25 protein-coding genes are annotated in these 21,635 nt (G+C 60.3%); 15 read left to right on the top strand and 10 right to left on the bottom strand.

Going from position 1 to position 21,635, the window contains the following annotated elements; genetic code table 11:
* Window positions 1-52: 52 nt before the first annotated feature.
* Window positions 53-1,480: an argininosuccinate lyase gene (argH, locus tag B145_RS0115385; RefSeq protein WP_018608478.1), complete on the bottom strand. Its 1,428-nt coding sequence runs from the start codon at window positions 1,478-1,480 to the stop codon at window positions 53-55.
* A gap of 79 nt (window positions 1,481-1,559) precedes the next feature.
* On the opposite strand from argH, the gene B145_RS0115380 reads away from it, so the two are divergent.
* Together B145_RS0115380 and B145_RS0115375 are read left to right on the top strand one after the other, a co-directional pair.
* On the top strand, window positions 1,560-2,603 hold the full coding sequence (locus B145_RS0115380) for a sensor histidine kinase (protein ID WP_086010499.1): 1,044 nt from the start codon (window positions 1,560-1,562) through the stop codon (window positions 2,601-2,603).
* Window positions 2,603-3,364, top strand: coding sequence for a LytR/AlgR family response regulator transcription factor (locus tag B145_RS0115375; protein WP_018608476.1), 762 nt, complete (start codon window positions 2,603-2,605; stop codon window positions 3,362-3,364). The genes B145_RS0115380 and B145_RS0115375 overlap by 1 nt, the downstream gene beginning before the upstream one ends.
* Before the next feature lie 268 nt (window positions 3,365-3,632).
* On the opposite strand, the gene B145_RS0115370 is transcribed toward B145_RS0115375, so the two are convergent.
* From B145_RS0115370 to pyrE, 3 genes are read right to left on the bottom strand one after another with little or no spacing between them, the layout of a single operon-like run.
* A complete protein-coding gene (locus B145_RS0115370; protein ID WP_026259180.1) occupies window positions 3,633-5,732 on the bottom strand; it encodes a molybdopterin-containing oxidoreductase family protein in 2,100 nt (699 codons plus the stop codon).
* A 15-nt stretch (window positions 5,733-5,747) separates the two neighbouring features.
* Window positions 5,748-6,386: a hypothetical protein gene (locus B145_RS27610; protein WP_018608474.1), complete on the bottom strand. Its 639-nt coding sequence runs from the start codon at window positions 6,384-6,386 to the stop codon at window positions 5,748-5,750.
* Window positions 6,383-7,027, bottom strand: coding sequence for an orotate phosphoribosyltransferase (gene pyrE, locus B145_RS0115360; RefSeq protein ID WP_018608473.1), 645 nt, complete (start codon window positions 7,025-7,027; stop codon window positions 6,383-6,385). The genes B145_RS27610 and pyrE overlap by 4 nt, the downstream gene beginning before the upstream one ends.
* 32 nt (window positions 7,028-7,059) lie before the next feature.
* Between pyrE and B145_RS0115355 the strand changes: the two genes are divergently transcribed.
* The 8 genes from B145_RS0115355 (at window position 7,060) to B145_RS0115320 (ending at window position 13,691) form a co-directional block, all read left to right on the top strand.
* Window positions 7,060-7,854, top strand: coding sequence for an exodeoxyribonuclease III (locus B145_RS0115355; protein WP_018608472.1), 795 nt, complete (start codon window positions 7,060-7,062; stop codon window positions 7,852-7,854).
* Between the two features lie 140 nt (window positions 7,855-7,994).
* Window positions 7,995-8,234 (top strand): phosphopantetheine-binding protein, encoded by a 240-nt coding sequence (locus tag B145_RS25835; protein ID WP_157288448.1) that lies wholly within the window; start codon window positions 7,995-7,997, stop codon window positions 8,232-8,234.
* Window positions 8,227-9,480: a beta-ketoacyl-[acyl-carrier-protein] synthase family protein gene (locus B145_RS0115345; protein WP_026259179.1), complete on the top strand. Its 1,254-nt coding sequence runs from the start codon at window positions 8,227-8,229 to the stop codon at window positions 9,478-9,480. Before B145_RS25835 ends, B145_RS0115345 begins: the two co-directional genes overlap by 8 nt.
* Before the next feature lie 19 nt (window positions 9,481-9,499).
* Entirely contained in the window at window positions 9,500-10,486 is a 987-nt protein-coding gene (locus B145_RS25830) for a chorismate transformation FkbO/Hyg5 family protein (RefSeq protein ID WP_018608469.1), read from the top strand.
* Window positions 10,486-11,328 (top strand): MipA/OmpV family protein, encoded by an 843-nt coding sequence (locus tag B145_RS0115335; RefSeq protein WP_018608468.1) that lies wholly within the window; start codon window positions 10,486-10,488, stop codon window positions 11,326-11,328. The genes B145_RS25830 and B145_RS0115335 overlap by 1 nt, the downstream gene beginning before the upstream one ends.
* 13 nt (window positions 11,329-11,341) lie before the next feature.
* The gene (locus B145_RS0115330; RefSeq protein WP_211209844.1) at window positions 11,342-12,136 is read left to right on the top strand and encodes a lysophospholipid acyltransferase family protein; all 795 of its coding nucleotides are present in this window, start codon (window positions 11,342-11,344) and stop codon (window positions 12,134-12,136) included.
* Window positions 12,133-12,900: a glycosyltransferase family 2 protein gene (locus B145_RS0115325; RefSeq protein ID WP_018608466.1), complete on the top strand. Its 768-nt coding sequence runs from the start codon at window positions 12,133-12,135 to the stop codon at window positions 12,898-12,900. The genes B145_RS0115330 and B145_RS0115325 overlap by 4 nt, the downstream gene beginning before the upstream one ends.
* A 14-nt stretch (window positions 12,901-12,914) precedes the next feature.
* Window positions 12,915-13,691 (top strand): class I SAM-dependent methyltransferase, encoded by a 777-nt coding sequence (locus tag B145_RS0115320; protein ID WP_018608465.1) that lies wholly within the window; start codon window positions 12,915-12,917, stop codon window positions 13,689-13,691.
* 185 nt (window positions 13,692-13,876) lie between these two features.
* On the opposite strand, the gene tpx is transcribed toward B145_RS0115320, so the two are convergent.
* The 6 genes from tpx to B145_RS0115290 form a co-directional block, all read right to left on the bottom strand.
* Window positions 13,877-14,377, bottom strand: coding sequence for a thiol peroxidase (tpx, locus tag B145_RS0115315; RefSeq protein ID WP_018608464.1), 501 nt, complete (start codon window positions 14,375-14,377; stop codon window positions 13,877-13,879).
* 183 nt (window positions 14,378-14,560) lie between these two features.
* Window positions 14,561-15,142: an outer membrane beta-barrel protein gene (locus B145_RS0115310; protein WP_018608463.1), complete on the bottom strand. Its 582-nt coding sequence runs from the start codon at window positions 15,140-15,142 to the stop codon at window positions 14,561-14,563.
* 344 nt (window positions 15,143-15,486) lie between these two features.
* Window positions 15,487-16,206: a 3-oxoacyl-ACP reductase FabG gene (fabG, locus tag B145_RS0115305; RefSeq protein WP_018608462.1), complete on the bottom strand. Its 720-nt coding sequence runs from the start codon at window positions 16,204-16,206 to the stop codon at window positions 15,487-15,489.
* A 4-nt stretch (window positions 16,207-16,210) separates the two neighbouring features.
* Window positions 16,211-16,648, bottom strand: a complete 438-nt coding sequence (locus B145_RS0115300) for a hotdog family protein (RefSeq protein ID WP_018608461.1) — start codon at window positions 16,646-16,648, stop codon at window positions 16,211-16,213.
* Window positions 16,645-17,439 (bottom strand): beta-ketoacyl synthase chain length factor, encoded by a 795-nt coding sequence (locus B145_RS0115295; protein ID WP_018608460.1) that lies wholly within the window; start codon window positions 17,437-17,439, stop codon window positions 16,645-16,647. Before B145_RS0115295 ends, B145_RS0115300 begins: the two co-directional genes overlap by 4 nt.
* The gene (locus B145_RS0115290) at window positions 17,436-18,629 is read right to left on the bottom strand and encodes a beta-ketoacyl-[acyl-carrier-protein] synthase family protein (protein WP_026259176.1); all 1,194 of its coding nucleotides are present in this window, start codon (window positions 18,627-18,629) and stop codon (window positions 17,436-17,438) included. Before B145_RS0115290 ends, B145_RS0115295 begins: the two co-directional genes overlap by 4 nt.
* Window positions 18,630-18,896: 267 nt before the next feature.
* Between B145_RS0115290 and ccmA the strand changes: the two genes are divergently transcribed.
* The 5 genes from ccmA to ccmE all read left to right on the top strand — a co-directional run bounded on the left by ccmA (window position 18,897) and on the right by ccmE (window position 21,631).
* Window positions 18,897-19,523 (top strand): cytochrome c biogenesis heme-transporting ATPase CcmA, encoded by a 627-nt coding sequence (ccmA, locus tag B145_RS0115285; RefSeq protein ID WP_018608458.1) that lies wholly within the window; start codon window positions 18,897-18,899, stop codon window positions 19,521-19,523.
* On the top strand, window positions 19,520-20,185 hold the full coding sequence (gene ccmB, locus B145_RS0115280) for a heme exporter protein CcmB (RefSeq protein ID WP_018608457.1): 666 nt from the start codon (window positions 19,520-19,522) through the stop codon (window positions 20,183-20,185). The genes ccmA and ccmB overlap by 4 nt, the downstream gene beginning before the upstream one ends.
* A gap of 87 nt (window positions 20,186-20,272) precedes the next feature.
* The gene (gene ccmC / locus B145_RS0115275; protein ID WP_026259175.1) at window positions 20,273-21,016 is read left to right on the top strand and encodes a heme ABC transporter permease CcmC; all 744 of its coding nucleotides are present in this window, start codon (window positions 20,273-20,275) and stop codon (window positions 21,014-21,016) included.
* Window positions 21,013-21,186 carry a heme exporter protein CcmD gene (gene ccmD, locus B145_RS0115270; RefSeq protein WP_018608455.1) on the top strand — a complete coding sequence of 58 codons (174 nt, stop codon included), beginning with the start codon at window positions 21,013-21,015 and terminating at the stop codon, window positions 21,184-21,186. Before ccmC ends, ccmD begins: the two co-directional genes overlap by 4 nt.
* A 1-nt stretch (window position 21,187) precedes the next feature.
* Window positions 21,188-21,631: a cytochrome c maturation protein CcmE gene (gene ccmE / locus B145_RS0115265; protein WP_018608454.1), complete on the top strand. Its 444-nt coding sequence runs from the start codon at window positions 21,188-21,190 to the stop codon at window positions 21,629-21,631.
* Window positions 21,632-21,635: the final 4 nt, after the last annotated feature.

Raw genomic sequence — 21,635 nt, 5'->3', positions numbered from 1 at the left:
TGTTAGGGGCGGTGTGCGGGGCGGCGCGCATGGCGCCGCCCCTGTGAGGTGCTTAGTTGGAAGCGGCCAGACGTGCCCGTGCGCGGGCAATCGCTGCACGTACCTGTGCCGGCGCTGTGCCGCCGATGTGGTTACGCGAGGCCAGCGACCCCTCCACGGTCAGCACCGAGTGAACATCGTCACCGACTTTGTCGGCAGCACCGGGCACATGGGCCATGCAGGCCTTGAGTTCGGCAACGCTGAAGTCCGGCAGATCGCAGCCGCGTTGTTCGGCGGCGCGCACGGCAAGTGCCACGGCTTCATGCGCATCACGGAAGGGCAACCCCTTCTTGACGAGATAATCGGCCAGATCGGTGGCGGTGGCAAAGCCCAGGCCCAGGGCGGCGAGCATATTGTCTTGCTTGACCTTGATGCCGGTGATCATGTCGGCATAGATGCGCAAGGTGTCGATCAGCGTATCCGCAGCATCGAACAAGGGTTCCTTGTCTTCCTGATTGTCCTTGTTATAGGCCAGCGGCTGGCCCTTCATGAGGGTCAGGAGGGCGATCAGGTGGCCGTTGACGCGCCCGGTCTTCCCACGTACCAGTTCGGGAACGTCCGGGTTCTTCTTCTGCGGCATGATCGAGGAACCGGTACAGAAGCGGTCGGCCAGATCGATGAAGCCAAAGCGTGGGCTCATCCACAGGATCAGCTCTTCCGAGAAGCGCGACAGGTGTGTCATGGTCAGCGCCACGGCGGCACAGAATTCGATGGCGAAATCGCGGTCGGATACGGCATCCAGCGAGTTCTCGCAGACTTCATCAAAGCCCAGCTCGCGGGCGACGGACTCGCGGTCGATCGGGTAACTCGTCCCTGCCAGGGCCGCCGCGCCCAGGGGCAGGCGGTTGGTCCGGCGGCGTACATCCACAAACCGTTCGGCGTCGCGCCGGGTCATCTCGTAATAGGCCAGCAGGTGATGCCCGAAGGTCACCGGTTGGGCAATCTGCAAGTGGGTGTGGCCCGGCAGCGGGGTGGCTGCATGGGTTTCGGCAATGTCGAGCAGATTTTTCTGGAAGCCGCCGATCAGGGCGAGGATCTGGTCGATGGCGTCCCGCAGCCACAGGCGGATGTCGGTGGCAACCTGATCATTGCGTGAGCGGCCCGTGTGCAGCCGCTTGCCCGCGTCCCCCACCAGCGAGGTGAGGCGACGTTCGATATTGAGGTGCACGTCTTCCGCGTCCAGGTTCCACTGGAACTCGTCACGCTCGATCTCTCCGGCGATCTGGGCCATGCCACGCTCAATGTCCGTGAGGTCCTGGGCGCTGATGATGCCTTGGCGGGCAAGCATCTTGGCATGAGCCAGGGAGCCACGAATATCCTGGGTGGCCATGCGGCAATCGAAGAACACCGAAGCCGTGTAGCGTTTGACGAGATCGGAAACTGGTTCAGAAAAACGCCCGGACCATGCGCCGGAACCGTTGCCAGGGGAAGAATCGGTCATAATATGTTAGTTTGTAAAAGATGACGTTTTGGAAGGCGACAAGTCGCGGACGGTTATGGAACAACCACGCAATAAGAGTATGAGTATAAAACAATCCTCGGCGCCTACTGCTGAACGCACGATAGCAGAAGCAGGCATCAAGTGTCTGGTGCCGGATTTCCGGAACCTGGGCGCCCTGCTGCGGATTATTTTTCTGGGCAATGCGCTGATCGTCATCACCGCGTTGATGCGCATTTCCACTTTTTCTTCGTTCTGGGGGGAATGTGTCGTCCTGGCCGGGCGAAGCGAGCTGCCCCTGCTGGTGTTTGTCTGCCTGCTCTACGGGCTGGGTGGATGGCTGCAGCGCCTGCACTGGCGGGAGCTGACGATGATTGTCTGCGCCATCGCCATGTTGCTGGCCGTGTTGAGCCAGTCCTTGCTCTTTCGCCCGACAAATGCCGATGGTTACGTGCTGGGCATGCTATGGGGGCTGGGGGCCGCAGCCCTGATGGTGTGTTACTTCTATTGGCGGCAGATCGCGCAGATGCCCGCGCTGGATGAGGCCCGTATCCTGGCGCTGACCTCGCGGATTCGTCCCCACTTCTTTTTCAACAGCCTCAATGGCGTGCTCGGGGTGATCCGTACCAACCCGCGCCGAGCCGAGCAGGCCTTGGAGTCTCTGGCCGAGCTGTTCCGCGATCTGATGCGTGACAGCCGCCAACTGGTGACACTCTGTGATGAAATCGAACTCTGCAACCGCTACCTTGAATTGGAGCGCCTGCGGCTGGGGGATCGCCTGCAAGTCAAGTGGGAACTCAAGTACGCGCCGCTGAACGCGCTGGTTCCGCCGCTGATGTTGCAGCCGCTGGTGGAGAATGCCGTTTATCATGGCATTGAACCAAGCTTGGAAATTGGCCTGATACTTGTCAGGATTGTACGAAAGGGGAATTTCCTTGATGTCCGTCTCAGTAATCCGGTACACCAAGAAGGTTCGTCGCGCACAGCAGGAAATAGGATGGCGTTGGGCAATATCCGCGAACGCCTGCATTTGTTTTTTGATCTGGAAGCTACGCTGACTACGGAAGTGAAGGACGGGGAATTCATAGTCAGGATTCGCATGCCGCTTCGAAGGGAGGAAAAGTAATGGATTTGGCACCTCTTGCCGTGATGATTGTTGATGACGAGGCGCCCGCCCGTGATCGACTTCGTGATTTGTTGGGTGACATTGCCTCAGAACAACCGACCCAGGTTGTCGGCATGGCCTCCAACGGAGTTGAAGCCTTGCGGCAGTTGGAGGATGTGAAGGTTGATGTATTGCTGGTCGATATCCGCATGCCTGCCATGGATGGGATCGAGTTCGCGCAGCACGCCAGCCGCCTGACTTTCCCGCCCAAGATCATCTTCATCACCGCGTTTGATGAATACGCGGTGCAGGCCTTTGAGCTGGCCGCCCTGGATTACCTGCTCAAGCCCGTTCGCGCGGAGCGCCTGGCCAATGCCTTGCAGAAGGTACGCAAGTCCAGCAACTCCACCCGCGATGTGATCGACACCATCGCGGCCCCGCGCCGCCATCTGACGTGTAGTGAGCGTGGCAAGATCCACCTGATCCCCATCGGCGAGGTACTCTACCTGAAGGCCGAACTCAAGTACGTCACCGCCCGTACCCTGAACCGTGAATACCTGTTGGAAGAGTCTCTGGTTCAGCTGGAAGGCGAATTCCCTGACCGCTTCGTGCGTATCCACCGCAATTGTCTGGTGGCACGTGAGGCCGTGATCGGTTTTGAACGCTCGGTGGGTGAGGACGGTGGCGAAGGTTACTGGTCCGTGCGCCTGAACAACGTGCCTGAACTCCTGCCGATCAGCCGTCGGCAATGGGCCAATGTGCGGGCGGTATTGGGCGACTGATCCCAGCCAGCAGCACCAGACAAAGGCTCCCACATGAGGAGCCTTTGTTTTGTCCAAGAACCTGTTCAGAATCTGTAGCGAGAGGCTGTCAGTGGGCGGAGCCAGGGTTTCACAGAGCACCGCTCTGTGCTGGCGTAGCCGGTGTGCTGTGCAAAGCACACCGTGGAAAGAAGAGCAGCGCAGAAACCGGAGTTTATGTGGATAAATGAGGATTTCGAGCAGCGCATGAACCCCGATCACGGCCTCGCAGTAAGATTATGGGCAGGTTCTAAAGTGGGTCGGCGGCGACCTCAACCAGGCAATCGTAGAAGGTGGCCCCACCACCCATGTCGGCAAGCGCCTGGGAGGTGACGGCATTGGCATTGCAGCCATCGCCCGAGAGCTTCTGCCACCAGATCGACGGGGCGCTGACTACGCCCTGGCGCACACCTGGGGTGGCTTCGTCAATGCGCAGCCATGCGTGGAAGGCGCCACGGTCATTGAAGATGCGCACCCGCTCACCATCTTTCAAACCGCGTTGGGCGGCGTCTGCCGGGTGCATGTCCAGCCAGGGCCGACCTTCGGCTTCCAGAAAGCGTGGCAGGTTGGCAAAGGTGGAATTCAGGAAATGCCGCGAGGGCGGGCTGACGAAGGCCAGCGGGAAACGGGCGGCCAAGCCAGGGTTGGAGCGTGGCCCCTCACGAGGTGGCACATAATGGGGCAGCGGATCGTGGCCCTGTTTGCCGAGAGCTTCGGAATAAAATTCGCACTTGCCGGAGTGGGTAGGGAAGCCTCCCTCGGCAAAAGGCGCATAAGGTTCTGGCACATTCAGGCGCTGCCAGCCGGTTTCGGCCAGGGTTGCCATATTGATGTTGCTGCTGCGTGGATGGTCGTGGCGGAACGCCTGGGCGCCGATCTCCTCATCGCTCTCGGCGAAACAGGGTTCGGTAAAGCCCATCCGATGCGCCAGCTCACGGAACACCCAACTGTTCGGGCGGGCCTCGCCCAAGGGCGCAATGGCGGGTTCATTCACCAGCACATTGAGGTGGCCGTAAGACTTGTGGATATCCCAGTGCTCAAGCTGGCTGGTGGCCGGGAGCAGGATGTCGGCGTAATCAGCGGTGTCGGTCTGGAACAGTTCGTGCACCACGCAGAACAGGTCTTCGCGGGCGAATCCGGCGCGCACCTTGTTGGAGTCGGGTGCGACCGCCACCGGGTTGGAGTTGTAGACCATGATCGCTCGGATCTGCGGATCGTGGGCTTGCAACAGCGCGTCCCCGATACAACTCATGTTGATATGGCGGGGCGGGAAACGCTCATCCTGTGGATATAGATCGGGTCGCGTCAGCGCTGCAGTGTCTGTGCCATAGCTCCCCGAGGTGGAGAGCAGGATGCCACCGTGCGCCCAGCGCCAATGGCCTGTCAGTGCGGGCAGACAGGCGATGGCACGCATGGCCGAGCCACCCCCCGCGCACCGGTTCAGCCCATAGTTGACGCGGATGACGGCGGGGCGCCCGTCCTTGCCGTATTCACGGGCCAGTTGCTCGATATCGGCGGCTTCCAGCCCTGTTTCGGCGGCGGCGCGTTGGGGCGTCCAGTCGGCCACACGGCGCTTGAGGGCAGCGTAGCCCGTGGTGTAGCGGGCAATGTAGTCTTCGTCGCACAGGTTGTCGCGGATCAGCACGTTCATGATCGCCAGCGCCAAGGCCCCATCGGTGCCCGGCAAAGGGGCGAGGTGCCAGTCGCTCTTTTCCGCCGTCAGGCTGCGTATCGGATCAATGCACACCACCTTGGCACCCTTGCGCCGCGCTTCGACGATGCGCGCCCATAGATGCAGATTCGAGACGACCGGGTTGCCTCCCCAGATGATGATGTACTGCGCATTGGCAAAGGCTTCCGGGTCAGTTCCCAGAGTGGCGCCAACGGTCGCTTTGTAGCCCTGGGCACCCGCTTCGGCACAGATCGTCCGGTCCAGGAACGATGCGCCAAGGCGGTGGAAGAAGCGCTGATCCATCGAGCCACCCTGCACCAGCCCCATGGTCCCCGCATAGCTATAGGGCAGGATGCTGCGTGGGTCTTCCTTGGCAAGCGTGTGGAAGTGGCTGGCGATGGTCTGCAGGGCCAGCTCCCAACTGATGCGCTCAAAGTGCCCCTCACCCTTTTTCCCGACGCGCTTCATCGGGTAGAGCAGGCGCTGGTCGGAGTAGGTCCGCTCCAGGTAATGCGCGACTTTCGAGCATAGCGTGCCACGGGTAATGGGGACTTGCCCCGCCCCCTGAATCCTGATGGCGCGCCCGTCCTCGACTGTTGTGATCATGCCGCAGGTATCGGGGCAGTCGTGCGGGCATACGGAATGAACCGTGTGCTGATTCTCTTTTGGGGGCGGCATGGTAGGTTTTGACCTTTATCTTTTTGCCGGTTGGGGGCTGGGTGGTGGCGGCGCTCCGATCAGTTCGGTATAGCGTTTTCTGTCATTATCGAAACGAGTCTTGAGGGCATCATATTCCTTCTGCTTGCTGCCCAAGATCATGCGCACACTGGAGAGTTCCAGGTCATTGGATTCCAGGTCCGCTTCCAGCCTGGGCGGAATCTTCTTGTTGCCCAATGCAGCCTTCTTCTTGTCCAGCTCAGCACGCGCTGCCAGTATCTGGGACTCACGGGCATGGTTGATGCGCAATTCTTCACCCACGATGCCCAGTTCCTGGTCGCGCCGCTTGTCCAGATCGGCCAGAGTGGGGTAGCTGTCAAGCAATACCTGATCGCGGCGGCTGGCTGCAGCCTCTGCCGCCAGCCGATCCTTCTTGGCCTTGATCTCGGCATCGCGTTTGGCACGTTGCTCCGGCGTCAGGGGCGGCTCGACCTCCTTGACGAGATTGCCGCCACGGCTTAACTCACGGTAGCCACGGTCATAGCAGACCGAGGGCAAGGGGTTGCCACAGACGCGCCGTCCGCTGGCGTCATTGCAGCAGAACGACTGTTCCGCTGCATGGGCGCTCCATGGCAGGAAGAATGCGCACAGGAAAAAGGCCCGGACAAGGCTCATGAATGCCCAACTCCATAAGTGGCGCGGTATTGCTTCACCGCAGGCAGATAGGTGGTAAGTGCTGGCGTGCCGACAATGAACTGCATCAGGTCTTCAAGTGTAGCAACAGGAATGACAGGCACCCCAAAAGTATCGCGCACCTCCTGCACTGCACTCTTCTCGCCCGTGCCACGTTCCATGCGGTCCAGGGCGATGACCACCCCGGCAAGTTCCGCTCCGGCGGCCTTGATCATGTCGGCGGATTCCCGCACCGAGGTGCCTGCCGAGATCACGTCGTCGAGTACCAGCACCCGGCCACGCAGCGGGGCCCCCACGATGGTGCCGCCTTCGCCATGATCCTTGGCTTCCTTGCGGTTGAAGCAGAACGGCTTGTTGTGCCCTTGTGCGGCCAGGTGCATGGCTGTGCCTGCGGCCAGCGGAATGCCCTTGTAAGCCGGGCCGAAGAGGGTATCAAATTTAATGCCGGAGGCCAGGATTGCCTGCGCGTAATAACCACACAGCTCACCGAAAGACAAACCATCGTCAAATAGGGCAGTATTGAAGAAATAGGGCGACAGGCGCCCGGCCTTTGTTTTGAATTCGCCAAAACGAAGGACACCCTTTTGTTGGGCAAGTGCGAGAAAATCCTGGCTGAAGCTCACGATAAATTTGATAACAATGGAGAATTCTCCCGATGTTACGCGTCATTACCCTCAATCTCAACGGCCTCCGATCAGCCTCCAGCAAAGGATTTCACACTTGGCTTGCAGGTACGGGGGCTGACATTGTCTGCCTGCAGGAAATCAAGGCCCAGGAAGCCGATCTGGCTGAAACCTTGTTGAATCCTGCCGGGTATTCCGGTTACTTCGCCTGTGCCGAAAAACGTGGTTACAGTGGCGTGGGGATCTATGCCAGACGCGAGCCTGCACGGATCGTGCGTGGTTTGGGCGTGGCCGAGTTCGATGCCGAAGGGCGCTACCTCCAGGCTGATTATGAATTGGCCGATGGGCCGCTCTCCGTTGTTTCGCTGTATGTGCCCTCCGGCTCAAGTTCGGAGGAGCGGCAGGAAGCAAAATTCCGGTTCCTGGCAGGCTTCCGCCCCCACCTGGATAGCCTGCGGGATTCCGGGCGCCGGGTGATTGTGTGCGCAGACTGGAACATCGCCCCACGCGAGATTGATCTGAAAAACTGGAAATCCAACCAGAAGAATTCCGGCTTCCTGCCTGAAGAGCGGGCCTGGATTGCGCAAGTGCTGACCCAGGGGCAGTGGACTGACGCTTATCGCACACTCTACCCGGATACCACCAGCGAGTGCTATACATGGTGGAGCAACCGTGGTCAGGCGTGGGCCAATAATGTGGGATGGCGTCTGGATTACCAGCTGGTCACCCCCACGTTGGTGCCGCATGTGGTGGCCAGCAGTGTGTACAAGGCGCAACGTTTCTCGGATCATGCGCCCCTCGTTGTGGATTATCAGATGGCGTTCTGAAAACAACCGCTACGATGATGACTCACTGTGGAGGGGAGGCTGTTTTGCCCCGGCGCATGGAAAACAGCGTGGCAATTGTGTGTTTACATGTAAAAATCCATTAAAATCGATCACTTATATTTGACGTCTTCGCCATGGAAATGCTTGAGCTGTTAAAGGAATTCATTCAGCGCCGGGTTGGTACTCCTGCTGAGCCCATCACTTTGGAATCCAAGCTGGAGGCCATTGGGGTGGACTCCCTGATGCTGCTTGATCTGATGTTTGATCTGGAAGACAAGTACAAGGTACGGATGCCCGACGATATTCCGCGTCCGGAAACCGTGGGTGATCTGATCGCCATCTTCGAGAAACTCAAGCCCACCACTGCGCCCAATGAGTAAGCCGACGAGCAGTCGCCGGGTCGCCGTTACCGGGCTGGGGGTGGTCAGCCCATTTGGAGGGTCGCTGCAGGATTTTTTTGATCGCCTGATGCAGGGCGAGTCTGCAGTACGGCTGTATCGGCATCCCACTTCGCCTTCCCTGCTCGAACAGGTTGCGGTTCATTGCTCCGCCTTTGACCCGGTCGAAGCGCTGGGGCGTCCGCTGGCCGGCATGACTGACCGCTATGCGCAGCTGGGGCTGGCCGCCGCTTTTGCTGCCTGGGACGACGCCGGACTGGCACGTACCGGTGCCGGGAGTGAGCGCTATGGCGTCTCCTGGGGTACAGGTGTGGGCGGCACCCTGACTTTTGAGCAGGGCTATACCGATTTTTATGTGCAGGGCAAAGATCGGGCCTCTCCGCTCTCGGTGGTGATGGCGATGAACAACGCGGCCGCTTCGCACATTGCCATCCAGCTTGGCCTGGGGGCTGCGTGCCTGACCTATTCCGTGGCCTGCTCGTCTTCCTCTGTTTCGATTGGTGAGGCACTGCGCCGTATCCAGTCCGGGGAGTCGGACCTGGTTGTTGCCGGTGGGTCGGAAGCGCCTTTGTCGTTTTCGGTCATGCGCGCCTGGGAAGCCATGCGTGTCGTGGCACCCGGCACAGAAGAAACCGCTTACCGCGCCTGCCGCCCCTTCCAGGCCAAGCGCGCCGGGTTGGTGCTTGGCGAAGGCGGCGCGGCCTTGATTCTAGAAGAATGGGATCACGCCGTGGCCCGTGGTGCGCGGATCTATGCTGAACTTGCCGGTTACGGCCAGAGCTGTGACCACAGCCATCTCGTGCGCCCCAGTGTCGCCGGGCAGGCGCGCGCACTTTCGTTCGCCCTGGATGAAGCCGGGCTGGCACCCGCCGATGTGGGCTATGTCAACGCTCACGGTACAGCCACCCGCGAAGGTGATCCGGCTGAAATCGAAGCCCTGCGGGTCATGTTTGGTGAGCATGCCTCACAGTTGGCGGTCAGCGCCACCAAGTCGATGCATGGCCACACCCTGGGTGCTGCGGGTGCCCTGGAAGCGCTGATCACGGTGAAGGCCCTGCATTCAGGCAATATCCCCCCAACGGCGCACTTGGACGAAGTGGCACAGGATTGTGAAGGTGTTGCGCATGTCCGCAGTGGTCTGTACGGACAGCCTCTACGCGCAGCCCTGAGCAGTTCCTTTGCTTTCGGGGGCAGCAATGCCGTGTTGGCCTTCAAGGCCGCACACTGATTCGGACGGGTGAAACGCAATGTTGTTGCAGTATCGGCATGGTCAAGACGCCAAACATGACGCCCTCCATGTACTGGGGGACGCCTGCTATGGCACGCCCCACACGCATCAGACTACCCTGGCTGTTGTTCCCATGGCTTGCCTGCCCGCCGGGGGACACGAATACACCACCTGGCTCAGCACCGCCCCCTGTGAGACGGGGGTGCTGGAGGGTGTGGCCTACCACTACACTGAGCATCTGCTGTTTGGAGCGATGAGCATTGCGGAGCACGATTTTGTGCCCAACGCACAGGCCAGCGCCTTGCAACAGGCCAGTGCGCTCGCCTATCAGCGCTTGTTTGCGGTAATGCGCCATACCAGCTTCAACCAACTGGTGCGGTGCTGGAACTACCTGCCGGGTATCAATGTGGATGGCGGCGGCCTGGAGCGCTATCGCCAGTTCAACATCGGGCGGCAGGATGCCTTCATCGCCGCACGACGGGACCACCTTGAAGGCGCACCCGCAGCCTGTGCCCTGGGCACGGGCGAGGGGGACTTGGTGCTGTACTTCATGGCGGCACATGCCCGCCCACGGCCTATCGAGAACCCGCGCCAGGTCAGCGCCTACCGCTATCCTGATCGCTACGGCCCACGCAGCCCGACATTCTCGCGTGCGAGCCTGCTTGAGCTGCCCGGTTGTGAGGCCTTGTTCATTTCTGGCACGGCCAGCATCGTGGGGCACGAAAGCGTCCACCTGGGGGACGTGAAGGCGCAGACCGAAGAGACCTTGCGCAACATCGAGGCCCTGATCGCCCAGGCCAATCTCAAATCCCACGTAGGTGGGTATTCCACCCAGGCACTTGAAATGAAAGTTTTTCTGCGTGACCCGGCAGACCAGGCCCTGGTGGCCTCGGTGCTGCGGCAGCATCTGGGCTGCGAACCCCGCGCGTTCTACCTGCAGGCAGATATCTGCCGCGTGGAATTGCTGGTTGAAATCGAAGCAGTTGGCTTACGGAGCAAGACCTGATGCAAGCAAAACGCGCAAGTATCCTCCCCCGGCTGTTCTTGGCTGCACTCTGTGGGGCATGGGCCGGGCAGGCCGGGGCAGAGATGCTGCCACGCTGGGAATTGGGCGCAGGTGTGGCTGGGATCAGCATGCCGGAGTATCGCGGTTCGGATCAGGTCACCAATTACCTGCTGCCATTCCCACTGTTCGTGTACCGCCTGGATTGGCTCAAGGCTGATCGCAGCGGGGTACGCGCCACGGTGCTGGAAAACGAACGCGCCGAACTCAACATGAGTGTCAGCGCAGGGCCACCCGTGCGCAGCAAGAACAATCGCGCCCGCGAAGGAATGCCAGACCTGAAGCCGATGTTTGAATTCGGCCCCTCGCTGGACGTGAACCTGTGGAAAGAATCGGAGCAGGGGGCCAAGTTGCGCCTGCTCATGCCTATGCGCGCAGCCTTTACGGTGCAGACCCAGCCCAAGTGGGCGGGCTGGGTTTTTCAGCCACGTCTGAACCTGGATCTGCCCAAGGTTGGCGGAGCGTGGAATGTGGGGCTGGTGGCAGGCCCAGTGTTTGCAACCCGTCAGCAGCATGCCTACATTTACAATGTGGACGCAGCCTATGCCCGGGCGGATCGCCCCGCCTATCAGGCCAAGGGCGGGTATTCCGGTACTCAGTTCCTGGTGTCACTGTCGCGTAAATATGAATCGGTATGGTTGGGCGCCTATGTGCGCTACGACAATCTGCGTGGCGCAGCCTTTGTGGATAGCCCCCTGGTGCGTCGGCGCGATTATCTGTCTGCCGGTTTCGCCATCACCTGGACGATGGCTCGTTCTTCCGAACTGATTGAGTCGGCAGACTGAACGGATGTATCGCATGTTGAAACGGTTTTATGAGCAGCTTGCAATCTACCTGGCCTGGTTCTTACTCGGCAAGGGTTGCCTGCTGTGGTCGGCAGCGGCAATCCCGCTGCGTTTTCTGCTCCCGCGCAAGATGCGGCAGCATATTGGCCGGGTCGGTATTTCCAAGGGCTTCCGGCTCTACCTGTGGGGGCTGGAGGTATTGGGCGTGTGCCGTTTTGATCTGCGCGAGCTGGATGCCTTGCGCGATGCAGGGCCGCTGATCATCGCCCCGAACCACCCCTGTCTGCTTGATGCGCTGATGGTCTTGTCGCGTCTGCCGAATACGGCCTGCGTGCTCAAGGCCGAATTGATCGACAACTTCTTCATGGGCGCAGGGGCGCGGCTGGCCGGTTTTATCCGCAATGACTGGTTTGTCGGCATGATCCGGCGCGCCATTGCTGAGCTGGAACATGGTTATCAGTTGCTGCTTTTCCCCGAGGGCACCCGCAGTGAAGGCGGCAGACTCCAGGACTTCAAAGCCAGCACCGCCATTATTGCCTGCCGCGCCAGGGTGCCGATCCAGACGGTCATCATTGAAACCGACAGCAATTTTCTGGGTAAAGGCTGGCCACCGTTCAAGCGCACCAACTTGCCTGTGCACTTCAGCGTCCGTCTGGGGCCGCGCTTTCAGCCGGGGGATGACCCCATCCGCCTGACCGCAGAGTTGCAAACCTATTTTGCCCGGGCGATGAATGGGAACGCATCACCAGAAACTTGCGCCAACCAGAGCCTGGAGCAACCCCAGGCCAGAAAAGCCGTTGCTTCATGACTCAGACGCCTTCCACCAGCCATCTTGTCCTCATCCCCAGCTACAACCCGGGGCCCAAGGTCTATGAAACAGTGAGCGCCGCCCGTGCGCAGTGGAACCCCGTGTGGGTGGTGGTCGACGGCAGCACGGATGGCACCACGGCGGGCTTGCAGGCCATGGCCGAGGCAGACGATGGCCTGCGTGTGCTGGTGTTGCCACAAAACTGTGGCAAGGGGGTGGCGGTGCTCCACGGGCTGGATGAGGCCGCGCGGCTGGGCTTTACGCACGCGTTGGCAATGGATTCGGATGGGCAGCATCCGGCCGGGCTGATCCCTGAGTTCATGGCCTGCTCGCAGCAAAATCCCGCCAAGATGGTGCTGGGCAAGCCCGTTTTTGATGCCAGCGCCCCGGCCTTGCGCGTCAATGGGCGCAAAGTCTCCAACTGGTTGGCCAATATCGAAACCCTCTGGATGGGGATTGGCGACTCACTGTACGGTTTTCGCGTCTATCCCGTTGAACCGCTGCGCCAGGTTATGCGCGGGCAACGCTGGATGCGGCGTTTTGATTTTGATCCCGAGGCGGTTGTCCGCCTGTGCTGGCGCGGTGTGCGCCCTATCAATCTGCCTGCGCCGGTGAAGTATCTGCGTGCCGACGAAGGCGGGGTCTCCCATTTTAACTATTGGCGCGACAATCGCCTGCTCGCCTGGATGCATACCCGTCTGATGGTGGGCTTTGTGTTGCGCCTTCCTATCCTGATCTTTCACAAGATCACTCCACCCGCCTGAGCCAGAAAGCTCCCATGAACGCAGATGCCAAGCCTATGTCTGTTGCCCACGAACCTCACGTGCCGTTGACCGAGTATTACGCCAACGAGCAGGAGCGTGCAGGTTTTATCCGCCAGATGTTCGATAGTACCGCAGCAGATTACGACCGTATGGAGCACATCCTGGGCCTCGGCTCCGGTCCCTGGTACCGTGGGCAGGCGCTCCAGCGCGCCGGGCTCAAGGAGGGGATGCGGATTGTCGACGTGGGCACGGGCACCGGTCTGGTGGCCCGTGAGGCCGCCCGCATTACCGGGGACGCCAAACTCGTGATCGGCGTCGACCCCAGCCCCGGCATGATGGCCAATGCCAAACTGCCGGAAGGGATCACGCTGGTTGAAGGGCGTGCCGAGGCGATCCCCTACCCGGATGCCAGTTTCGATTTTCTCTCCATGGGTTACGCACTGCGCCACATCAGCGACCTGTCTGTTGCCTTCGCCGAATTTCATCGCGTCATGAAGCCCGGTGCCCGGCTCTGCCTGTTGGAAATCACCCGGCCACAGACCGCCTGGGGGCGTTTCCTGCTCAAGATCTACATGAAGGGCATCGTGCCGCTGCTGGCCTACGTGGTGGGTCGGCAGAAAAAGGGTACCTGCAAGCTCTGGCGCTACTATTGGGACACCATCGAGGCCTGTGTGCCGCCTGAGCAGGTGTTGCTGACACTCCAGGCAGCCGGTTTTGTGGAGGTGCGGCGGCATATTGAATCCGCCGGGCTTTCAATCCTGTCTGAGTATCAGGCTGTCAAACCCGCCTGATCTGCCTTAAGAAGCCGTAACAAAATGGTTCTGGCGTTGTTGCGCCGCCTTGCCGTACTACCTGTACTGTCTGCGGCAGCGCGCCTAGCCAGAACCGCTGCACTCCATTTTGTTACAGCTTCTAAAAAAATCGCCCGATGGCTGTTTGCCACCGGGCGATTTTTTCATTCAGTTCTCAGGGGTGTCTAGCCCAGGGCTGCCAGCGCTGCATCATAGTTCGGCTCGTTTTTCACTTCCGACACCAGCTCGGCGTGCAAGACCTGATCGTTTTCATCCAGCACCACCACGGCACGGGCAGTCAGCCCCGTCAGCGGGCCAGAGACGAAATCCACGCCATAGGCCTGACGGAATTCCGGGTTGCGGAAGGTGGATAGGGTGATCACGTTCTTCAGCCCTTCGGCCACGCAGAAGCGGCTGGCGGCAAAGGGCAGATCGGCTGAAATCACCAGCACTACCGTGTTATCCAGGCCGGACGCCTTTTCGTTGAACTTTCGGGTAGAGGCGGCGCAGACGCCTGTGTCCAGGCTCGGCACGATGTTGAGTACCTTGCGCTTGCCAGCATAGCCTGCCAGGGTCTGGTTCGACAGATCGGCGGCCACCAGGGTGAATGCAGGCGCACGTTGGCCCTTGCTGGGGAATGAACCTGCCACGTCTACTGCGGTGCCGTCGAGTGTAACTGTTGTCATGGGAATGACTCCTAGATTGGGGTTTGCATGTTGTTGTGCCGCGCCTGCCATTCAAAACAGACGCGGGGTTCAGGCGGTAAGCCTGAACCGCTTATGGTACTCCAAGCTAGGGCGTCCCTATGCAAAAAAGCCCTTCCGTCAGGGAAGGGCCTTGGGACTGCACAGCGTGTGTCCTTGTGCGGCTTAGAAGTGCCAATCCGCGCCAACAGACACCAGTGAATAGTCGATGTCGCTGTTGTCACCACCCAGCGGTGAATTGGCGCCCGCATAGTAGTCAAAGCGGGTGCGTAGTGTCAGGTTCCGGGTCAGGTCCCAGTGCGCGCCGACGCCGATCAGGGCGACCGCGCTGGTATCGTCGGCGTCCGACATGCTGTTAGAGCACAGGCGCACGCAGTGGTACTTCTGGTTCATCACGCCCAGGCCCACTCTGCCTTCAAGACCGAATACGGAGGAAAGCGGCAAACTCCCTACCACGCTGGCGCTGACGACCTGGGCGCGGATGGAGTCTTCGGCCAGGAAACCGCCGTAGCTGCCCTTGATCGAATATTTGCCAAAGTCGGTGTAACCGGCTTCAACCGCCAGTTGCCGGTTGAAAGCGTAGCCCGCGTAGATGCTGACTGCGGCCTTGCCGTCATCCTTGCTGGAGACGTAGTCATAGCCCGTCTGCTGTTCGATCTTGTCGGTGGCGTTGGTAAAACCGATGCCTCCTGCCGCCCCAATGTAGGGTTCTGCGAAAGCCGCCGAACTGGTCAGGGCCAGACCCATGATTAATGCTAGCTTGCTTGTCGTATTCAAAATGGATACCTCGCTCAGTGCAAAGCGTTAAACTCAACAAAAATGCGAATCCCGTCAGCTCAGGTCGCCATGTCTGCTGATTATAAAAAGAAATGGCGTACCTCCGTCACCTATCCGACCAATGCAACAAGCAGCGCTTGGCGCAAGGGTTTCAGGTGATTGGCATTTGACGAAAGCAATATAGCGCCGGAGGCTGAGGCAAACCTGTCATGTATCTGACGGTGTCAGGAGAACGACAGCTTGCACGCAAGGCACGCAAAAAGATGTTGGGTGGCCCTTTGTGCAGCCAGGGCCGAAGTCGTGCTGGCGGAGGCCTAGATCATCCCGCCGTTGATTGAGATCACCTGCCCGGTGATATAGGCGGCTTGGTCGGAGGCGAGGAAGCACACCAGATTGGCGACTTCCTCTGGTTTTCCAGCGCGTTTCATGGGGACGATCTTGCTGATGGCATCCGCGTCAAAAACGTCCTTTGTCATATCCGAGGTGATGATGCCGGGGGCTACCGCATTGACGGTGATGCCACGGCTGGCCAACTCCAGGGCGAGGGATTTGCTCGCAGAATGCAGGGCCCCTTTTGCGGCTGAGTAATTGACCTGCCCACGGTTGCCGGTGATTGCCGCGACCGACGAGATGGTGATGATGCGCCCCCAGCGGGTGCGGATCATGGGCATCGTCAGCGGTTGGGTGACGTTGAAAAAGCCGTTGAGCGAAACGTCTATCACGCGGCTCCATTGCTCATGGCTCATGCCGGGGAATACCGCATCGTCATGAATCCCGGCGTTGTTGACCACCACCTGAATCGGCCCGGATTCCAGCAGTTTTTCCAGGGCGGCGAGGGTGGCCGATGCGTCGGTTACATCGAATCGGGTGGCTTCTGCACTGTGCCCGGCTGCGCATAGCTGGGTAGCCAGTTGTTGGGCAGCCTCCATGTTGCCATTGGCATGAATGATGACGTGAAAGCCATCTGTTGCAAGGCGATTGCAGATGGCCGCGCCAATGGCGCCGCTACCACCGGTAACAAGGGCTCTTTTCATTCAGTTAACTCCGGTTGGCGTCCAGCATGACACTGGCACGCCCAGACAGTACCGTATGCCCGGCTGCCTGTAGGCTGAAACTGTAGAGAATGGTGTTGGCACTGCCCGAGAGGCGCTCGGCATCAATCACAAGGGGGGCTGCCAGATCATCCAGCCTGCTGCTATGCCAAGTGACTTCCCTCACGCTGGTCAGATAGCCTGCGCGGGGTGTTTCGTCTGAATCCGCTAACAGCGCGCCATGAATCGCCATGGCCTGGGCAGCGTATTCGATGCCATTGGCAATGCCGAGCCGGCCCGCTGCGCGCAGTGGATTGGCGGCATCTGTATGGCTGCTGGTGTGGCAGCGGATGTGATTCGCATCCCAGTGTTCCACATTGTCGAGCAGGCACATGGAGCCGTGATGGGGGATGTGGGCGGCAATCCAGGCACGATCAGGCATCATGCCGACAACTCCACCTGCATGCTCAGTTCTTCAAGGTAATCCAGGGTCACGGTGCCATGTTTTTTTGCGGCCAGCCTATTCAGCAAGGGCAGGCTGCGGGCACAGGGCAGGCTGGTACGCAAGGATTCCATCTGTGGGCTCTCGCAGGAGTCGGGCGAGGCGGTGCTCAGGTTCAAACGGATCTGGGCCAGACTGTGCTTGCTGCGACGAGGAGAGAGCACCATGCCTATCCCGAATGTATAGGGAATCGGGCGGATGCTGTACAGGGGGTCCGGGTAAGCTGTGTCATAGCCTACCAGCAGGCAGGGCTTGCCGTAGGCGCAGGCCTGGCTGGCAGTCTCAAGCAGGGCGGCGGCAAAAGTGGCGTCAAACGCGCACAGGCTGGTAGAGGCTTCACGACAGCCGGTGGCAATGCTCCAATAGCCCGATGGCGCGTTATGAACCGAATTGTGGAAACGTGTAGGCGAGATCTGCCGATCATTCGAGGCCAGTGCCTCCAGAATCATATGGCAGTTGTCGCAATCTCCTCCGGTGGAAGAGAACACATTGGGCAGATGGGCAGGGTCGATCCCTGCGTGTTTGGCCGCTTCAAAACCCACCGCCATCGAGAGTTTGACAGGTAAGCCTACACGGCGGCGCTCTGCACTGGGCAAGGCCATGGGGGCGGGCAGGGTGGGTGCCGCTAGCACAAGTGGGGCTTCACCACGAAGGATGGGGCGGGCCTCGTCCCAGTTGGGCAGGCCCGGCCCCAAGAGCCCGATGCCGTCGATAAATACAGTCAGACCGTTCATGGCTGCACCTGCGAGAGAATGAGGCTGCAGTTGCTGCCGCCAAAGCCGAAGGAGTTGCTCAACACATGGTGCATCGCTTGGCTGCGGTTGGTCAGCAGGTAGTTGCAATGCAGCGTGGGGTCCAGCTCCTGGGTGTTGATGCCTCCCGGCATGAATTGATGCTGCAGGGCCAATGCACTGATGATGGCTTCAACCCCGCCTGCTGCACCCAGGGTATGCCCGGTGTGGCCCTTGGTGGAGCTGCACGGGGTCTGGCTGCCGAATACGGCCTCCACACCCTTGGCTTCCGCCGAATCGTTGCTGGGCGTGGCCGTGCCGTGCAGGTTGATGTAATCAATGTCTTGCGGCTGTAGGCCCGCCTGGGCCAAGGCGCCTTCCATGGCCAGCCGGGCACCCAGCCCGTCCGGGTGGGGGGAGGACATATGGTGTGCATCACTCGATTCACCGACCCCGGTGAGCAGGATGTCACCCGCCTGCGGCGCAGCCACCCCTTCGAGCAGGATGAAGCTGGCAGCCTCGCCAATCGAGATTCCGTTGCGGTGTGCGTCGAAAGGGCGACAGGGCTGGTCGGAAACCAGTTGGAGCGAGTTGAAACCATACAGCGTGGTCAGGCACAGGGTATCCACTCCGCCCACCACGGCTGCGTCAATCAGCCCGGCCTGGATGAGCCGTTGCGCGCTGCCCAGCGCCTTGGCGCCGGAGGAGCAGGCGGTGGAGATCACAAACGCCGGGCCTGCCAGATTGAAGTAATGGCGCACGAAGTCCGCCACCGAATAGCTGTTGTGTGTGTGCCGGTAATCGTGTCCTGGCGGTAACAGCCCAGTCACCGGGTCCAGGTGGCGGTAGGCGATTTCGCTGGTCAGTATCCCGGAGGTGCTGGTGCCCAGAAAAACGCCCACCCGATGCCTGCCGTAACGGGCAATGGCTTCCCGTACCGTTTGGGCAAAGCCGTCCTGCTCCAGCGCAAGCTGCGCCAGACGATTGTTGCGGCAGTCGAAACGCGCCAGATCTGCACGGATGGCGAAATCGTCCAGCCCGGCAACTTCACCGATGCAGGTGTCGAAATCCAGGGTTTCCCAACGCTTGCGCACGATCCCGCCATCTTGGGTCTGCAAACGGGTCAGCGTCGGCATGAGTCCGGCGCCCAGCGCACTGCTCATGGTGAAATGGCTTAAACGGATTGCTTGCACGCTCTTCCAGGCAAAATAGTGTGATGGAAATCGGGGGCGATTCTAGCCCAAGCCGACCGTATGTCTGTTTGTTTTATACAGGATAAAGTCGCTTTTAGAACCTGTCGGCAAGCTTGCAGCAAGGCTCTGATTGAGATGCACGTCGCTACGCGCCTTGCTGGCACCCTTTTGTAATAGATCCTCAACACGGGATTGTCGCAGGTTGTGCTCGCAAAAGCGTCAAATTCTGATTTTCTGCGTGGGGGGATTTGTGTTTGAATGCTTGCCATGCTCCAAGCCCGACAACTGGCCTGCCTGCGTGGCGAGCGCCGCCTCTTCCGCCAACTCGACCTCACTGTCCATATGGGTGAGCTGTGGCGTATTGTCGGCGCCAACGGCATGGGTAAGACCAGCCTGCTGCGCCAGCTCTGCGGCTTGCGCCATCTGGATGCGGGGGACCTGTTCTGGCAGGGGCAGGCCCTGGCCCATGAGCGCGATGCCTTTCATGCCGGCTTGCTCTACCTGGGGCATGCTCCAGCCCTCAATGAACTGCTCTCCCCGCTGGAAAACCTGCACTTTGCCTGCCGAGCGGCAGGGGATGAGGTCTCCCGTTCTGCCTGTGAGGCGGCCTTGGCCCGCATGGGTTTGAGCCGCCCCATGCATCTGCCGTGCAAGCTGCTCTCCCAAGGGCAGCGCCGCCGTGTGGGGTTGGCCCGGTTGCTGTTGGCCTCGGGTCGCCCGTTGTGGGTGCTGGATGAGCCGTTTACAGCCCTGGATGCGGCAGCCGTGGCCGATTTGGCAGCCTTGCTGGATGCACATTGCGGGGCGGGTGGGGCGGTGATCTTCACCTCCCATCAGGACGTGATCTTTCAGACTTCGCTCAAACTGTTGAACGTGGAAGACTTCGCCTCATGAAGAGCTTTTTCGCCGTCCTCCACCGTGATCTGCTGTTGGCTTGGCGAAGCCGGGCAGATCTGTTGATCGCGCTGGCGTTCTTTGTGATCGTGGCAAGCCTCTTCCCCTTTGGCGTGGGGGCAGAGCCCAACCAGCTGCGTGCCATCGGCCCCGGCGTCGTCTGGGTGGCGGCGCTGCTTGCCAGCCTGCTGGCGCTGCCGCGCATGTTCAGCCAGGATCACGACAGCGGCGTGCTTGAACAACTGCTGCTCTCCCCCGAGCCTGCGGTGCTGTGGGTGGCGGCCAAGATCGCGGCGCACTGGCTGGCAACCGGCCTGCCTTTGGTGCTGATTTCTCCCTTGCTGGGCTTGATGTATGGTCTGGATGGCGCCTCTCTGGCCGTGCTGGCGGCATCCCTGGCGTTGGGAACGCCGATCCTGTCCCTGGTTGGTGCAATCGGTGCGGCGCTGACCTTGGGGCTGCGTGGCGCGGGCAGCCTCTTGGCCCTGCTGGTGTTGCCATTGTTTGTGCCGGTATTGGTGTTCGGTGCCGGTGCCGTGGATGCGGCCAGTGCCGGGATGGGGGTCAGCGCACAGTTTTCCTTGCTGGGGGCCGGGGTGTTGGGGGCGGTTGCGCTGGTGCCCTGGGCCTGCGTGGCTGCATTGCGATTGGCCTGTGAGTGAAAACAATGCTGCAAATAATGCACCATAGAATGATGTTTCTTCGTATGATTCATGTTCAATCTAAAGTGATTGCATAACAGAATAGCTATGAATATATTCAGGTATTCATCCCCGCAGACTTTCTACCCCTTGGCTGGGCGCATGGCGCCTTGGTTTGGCGTGGCGGCTGCCCTGTGTGCCCTGGCGGGCTTGTACCTGGCATTCTTCGCCGCGCCTACGGATGCTGTACAGGGCGAGGTGTATCGGATCATCTTCATCCATGTGCCTGCGGCCTGGATGAGCATGTTCATTTACGTGGTGATGGCTTTCTGGTCGGCGATCGGCCTTGGCCTGGGAACGCGCTTGTCGTTTTACATGACCCAGGCACTGGCGCCCACCGGGGCTTTGTTCTGCTTCATCGCGCTATGGACGGGCGCCTTGTGGGGTCGCCCGACCTGGGGCGCGTACTGGGTGTGGGATGCGCGCCTGACCTCCCAATTACTGCTGCAATTCCTGTACTTCGGCTTTATCGGGCTGACCCGCTCGATTGAAGACCCGAGGCGGGCTGATCGGGCTGGGGCGATTATTGCGCTGGTGGGCGTGGTCAATGTGCCGATCATCTATTTCTCGGTGAAGTGGTGGAACACCCTGCACCAAGGCGCTTCGGTGAGCATGACCAAGGCACCGAGCATGGCGACCACCATGCTGTTGGGGATGCTAATCCTGGCCTTTGCTGCATGGTTCTACAGCCTTGCCGTCACGCTCAGCCGGGTGCGCAGCATCATCCTGGAACGCGAGCGCCATACGGATTGGGCGCAGAGCGAGATTGCCGAAAAGGGGGCCGCGCTATGATCTGGAATTCCTGGGCCAATTTCTTCGCCATGGGCGGACGCGGCTTTTACGTTTGGGGCTCGTATGGTGTGAGCGCGGTCTTGATTGTGGCGGAGGTTTGGCTCCTGGCCCGTCGCCGCAAGACGAGCCTGCAACGGCTCTATCGTCTGCAACAACTGGAGAAGGATTGAGATGAAGACGCGGCATAAACGTTTTATCCTCATCGGCGTCGTCTTGGCTCTGCTGGCCGGGGCGGCTGCGCTGGTGCTCAACACCTTCAGCGACAACATCGTCTTCTTCCAGACCCCCAGTGAGGTGGCTACAGGCAAGGTGCCACAGGGGCGGACTTTCCGCCTGGGCGGCATGGTTGTGGCAGGCTCACTCGTGCGCGAGGCCGATGGCCTGAGCTCACGCTTTGCGATCACCGATACGGCCAAGATTGTGCCGGTGCGATTTACCGGCGCACTGCCCGATCTGTTCAAAGAGGGCAAGGGTGCCGTGGCGCAAGGCAAGCTGGGGCCGGATGGCGTGTTTGTTGCCACGGAAGTGCTTGCCAAGCACGATGAAAACTATATGCCCCCCGAGGCCAAGGACGCAGTCGATCGTGCCCATGCCACCGCCAAGACTCTGAAATAAGCCC

It is taken from the genome of Uliginosibacterium gangwonense DSM 18521 (genome assembly GCF_000373965.1).
GTDB lineage: Bacteria > Pseudomonadota > Gammaproteobacteria > Burkholderiales > Rhodocyclaceae > Uliginosibacterium > Uliginosibacterium gangwonense.
Note: the sequence above shows the minus strand (reverse complement) of the source record. Positions and strands in the feature narration are given on the sequence as shown.

What these genes read in the sequence shown, in the direction of transcription:
- argH (WP_018608478.1), bottom strand. Translation starts at nt 1,480, where the DNA reads ATGACCGATTCTTCCCCTGGCAACGGTTCCGGCGCATGGTCCGGGCGT.
- B145_RS0115380 (WP_086010499.1), top strand. Translation starts at nt 1,560, where the DNA reads ATGAGTATAAAACAATCCTCGGCGCCTACTGCTGAACGCACGATAGCA.
- B145_RS0115375 (WP_018608476.1), top strand. Translation starts at nt 2,603, where the DNA reads ATGGATTTGGCACCTCTTGCCGTGATGATTGTTGATGACGAGGCGCCC.
- B145_RS0115370 (WP_026259180.1), bottom strand. Translation starts at nt 5,732, where the DNA reads ATGCCGCCCCCAAAAGAGAATCAGCACACGGTTCATTCCGTATGCCCG.
- B145_RS27610 (WP_018608474.1), bottom strand. Translation starts at nt 6,386, where the DNA reads ATGAGCCTTGTCCGGGCCTTTTTCCTGTGCGCATTCTTCCTGCCATGG.
- B145_RS0115355 (WP_018608472.1), top strand. Translation starts at nt 7,060, where the DNA reads ATGTTACGCGTCATTACCCTCAATCTCAACGGCCTCCGATCAGCCTCC.
- B145_RS25835 (WP_157288448.1), top strand. Translation starts at nt 7,995, where the DNA reads ATGCTTGAGCTGTTAAAGGAATTCATTCAGCGCCGGGTTGGTACTCCT.
- B145_RS0115345 (WP_026259179.1), top strand. Translation starts at nt 8,227, where the DNA reads ATGAGTAAGCCGACGAGCAGTCGCCGGGTCGCCGTTACCGGGCTGGGG.
- B145_RS25830 (WP_018608469.1), top strand. Translation starts at nt 9,500, where the DNA reads ATGTTGTTGCAGTATCGGCATGGTCAAGACGCCAAACATGACGCCCTC.
- B145_RS0115335 (WP_018608468.1), top strand. Translation starts at nt 10,486, where the DNA reads ATGCAAGCAAAACGCGCAAGTATCCTCCCCCGGCTGTTCTTGGCTGCA.
- B145_RS0115330 (WP_211209844.1), top strand. Translation starts at nt 11,342, where the DNA reads ATGTTGAAACGGTTTTATGAGCAGCTTGCAATCTACCTGGCCTGGTTC.
- B145_RS0115325 (WP_018608466.1), top strand. Translation starts at nt 12,133, where the DNA reads ATGACTCAGACGCCTTCCACCAGCCATCTTGTCCTCATCCCCAGCTAC.
- B145_RS0115320 (WP_018608465.1), top strand. Translation starts at nt 12,915, where the DNA reads ATGAACGCAGATGCCAAGCCTATGTCTGTTGCCCACGAACCTCACGTG.
- tpx (WP_018608464.1), bottom strand. Translation starts at nt 14,377, where the DNA reads ATGACAACAGTTACACTCGACGGCACCGCAGTAGACGTGGCAGGTTCA.
- B145_RS0115310 (WP_018608463.1), bottom strand. Translation starts at nt 15,142, where the DNA reads ATGGGTCTGGCCCTGACCAGTTCGGCGGCTTTCGCAGAACCCTACATT.
- fabG (WP_018608462.1), bottom strand. Translation starts at nt 16,206, where the DNA reads ATGAAAAGAGCCCTTGTTACCGGTGGTAGCGGCGCCATTGGCGCGGCC.
- B145_RS0115300 (WP_018608461.1), bottom strand. Translation starts at nt 16,648, where the DNA reads ATGATGCCTGATCGTGCCTGGATTGCCGCCCACATCCCCCATCACGGC.
- B145_RS0115295 (WP_018608460.1), bottom strand. Translation starts at nt 17,439, where the DNA reads ATGAACGGTCTGACTGTATTTATCGACGGCATCGGGCTCTTGGGGCCG.
- ccmA (WP_018608458.1), top strand. Translation starts at nt 18,897, where the DNA reads ATGCTCCAAGCCCGACAACTGGCCTGCCTGCGTGGCGAGCGCCGCCTC.
- ccmB (WP_018608457.1), top strand. Translation starts at nt 19,520, where the DNA reads ATGAAGAGCTTTTTCGCCGTCCTCCACCGTGATCTGCTGTTGGCTTGG.
- ccmC (WP_026259175.1), top strand. Translation starts at nt 20,273, where the DNA reads ATGAATATATTCAGGTATTCATCCCCGCAGACTTTCTACCCCTTGGCT.
- ccmD (WP_018608455.1), top strand. Translation starts at nt 21,013, where the DNA reads ATGATCTGGAATTCCTGGGCCAATTTCTTCGCCATGGGCGGACGCGGC.
- ccmE (WP_018608454.1), top strand. Translation starts at nt 21,188, where the DNA reads ATGAAGACGCGGCATAAACGTTTTATCCTCATCGGCGTCGTCTTGGCT.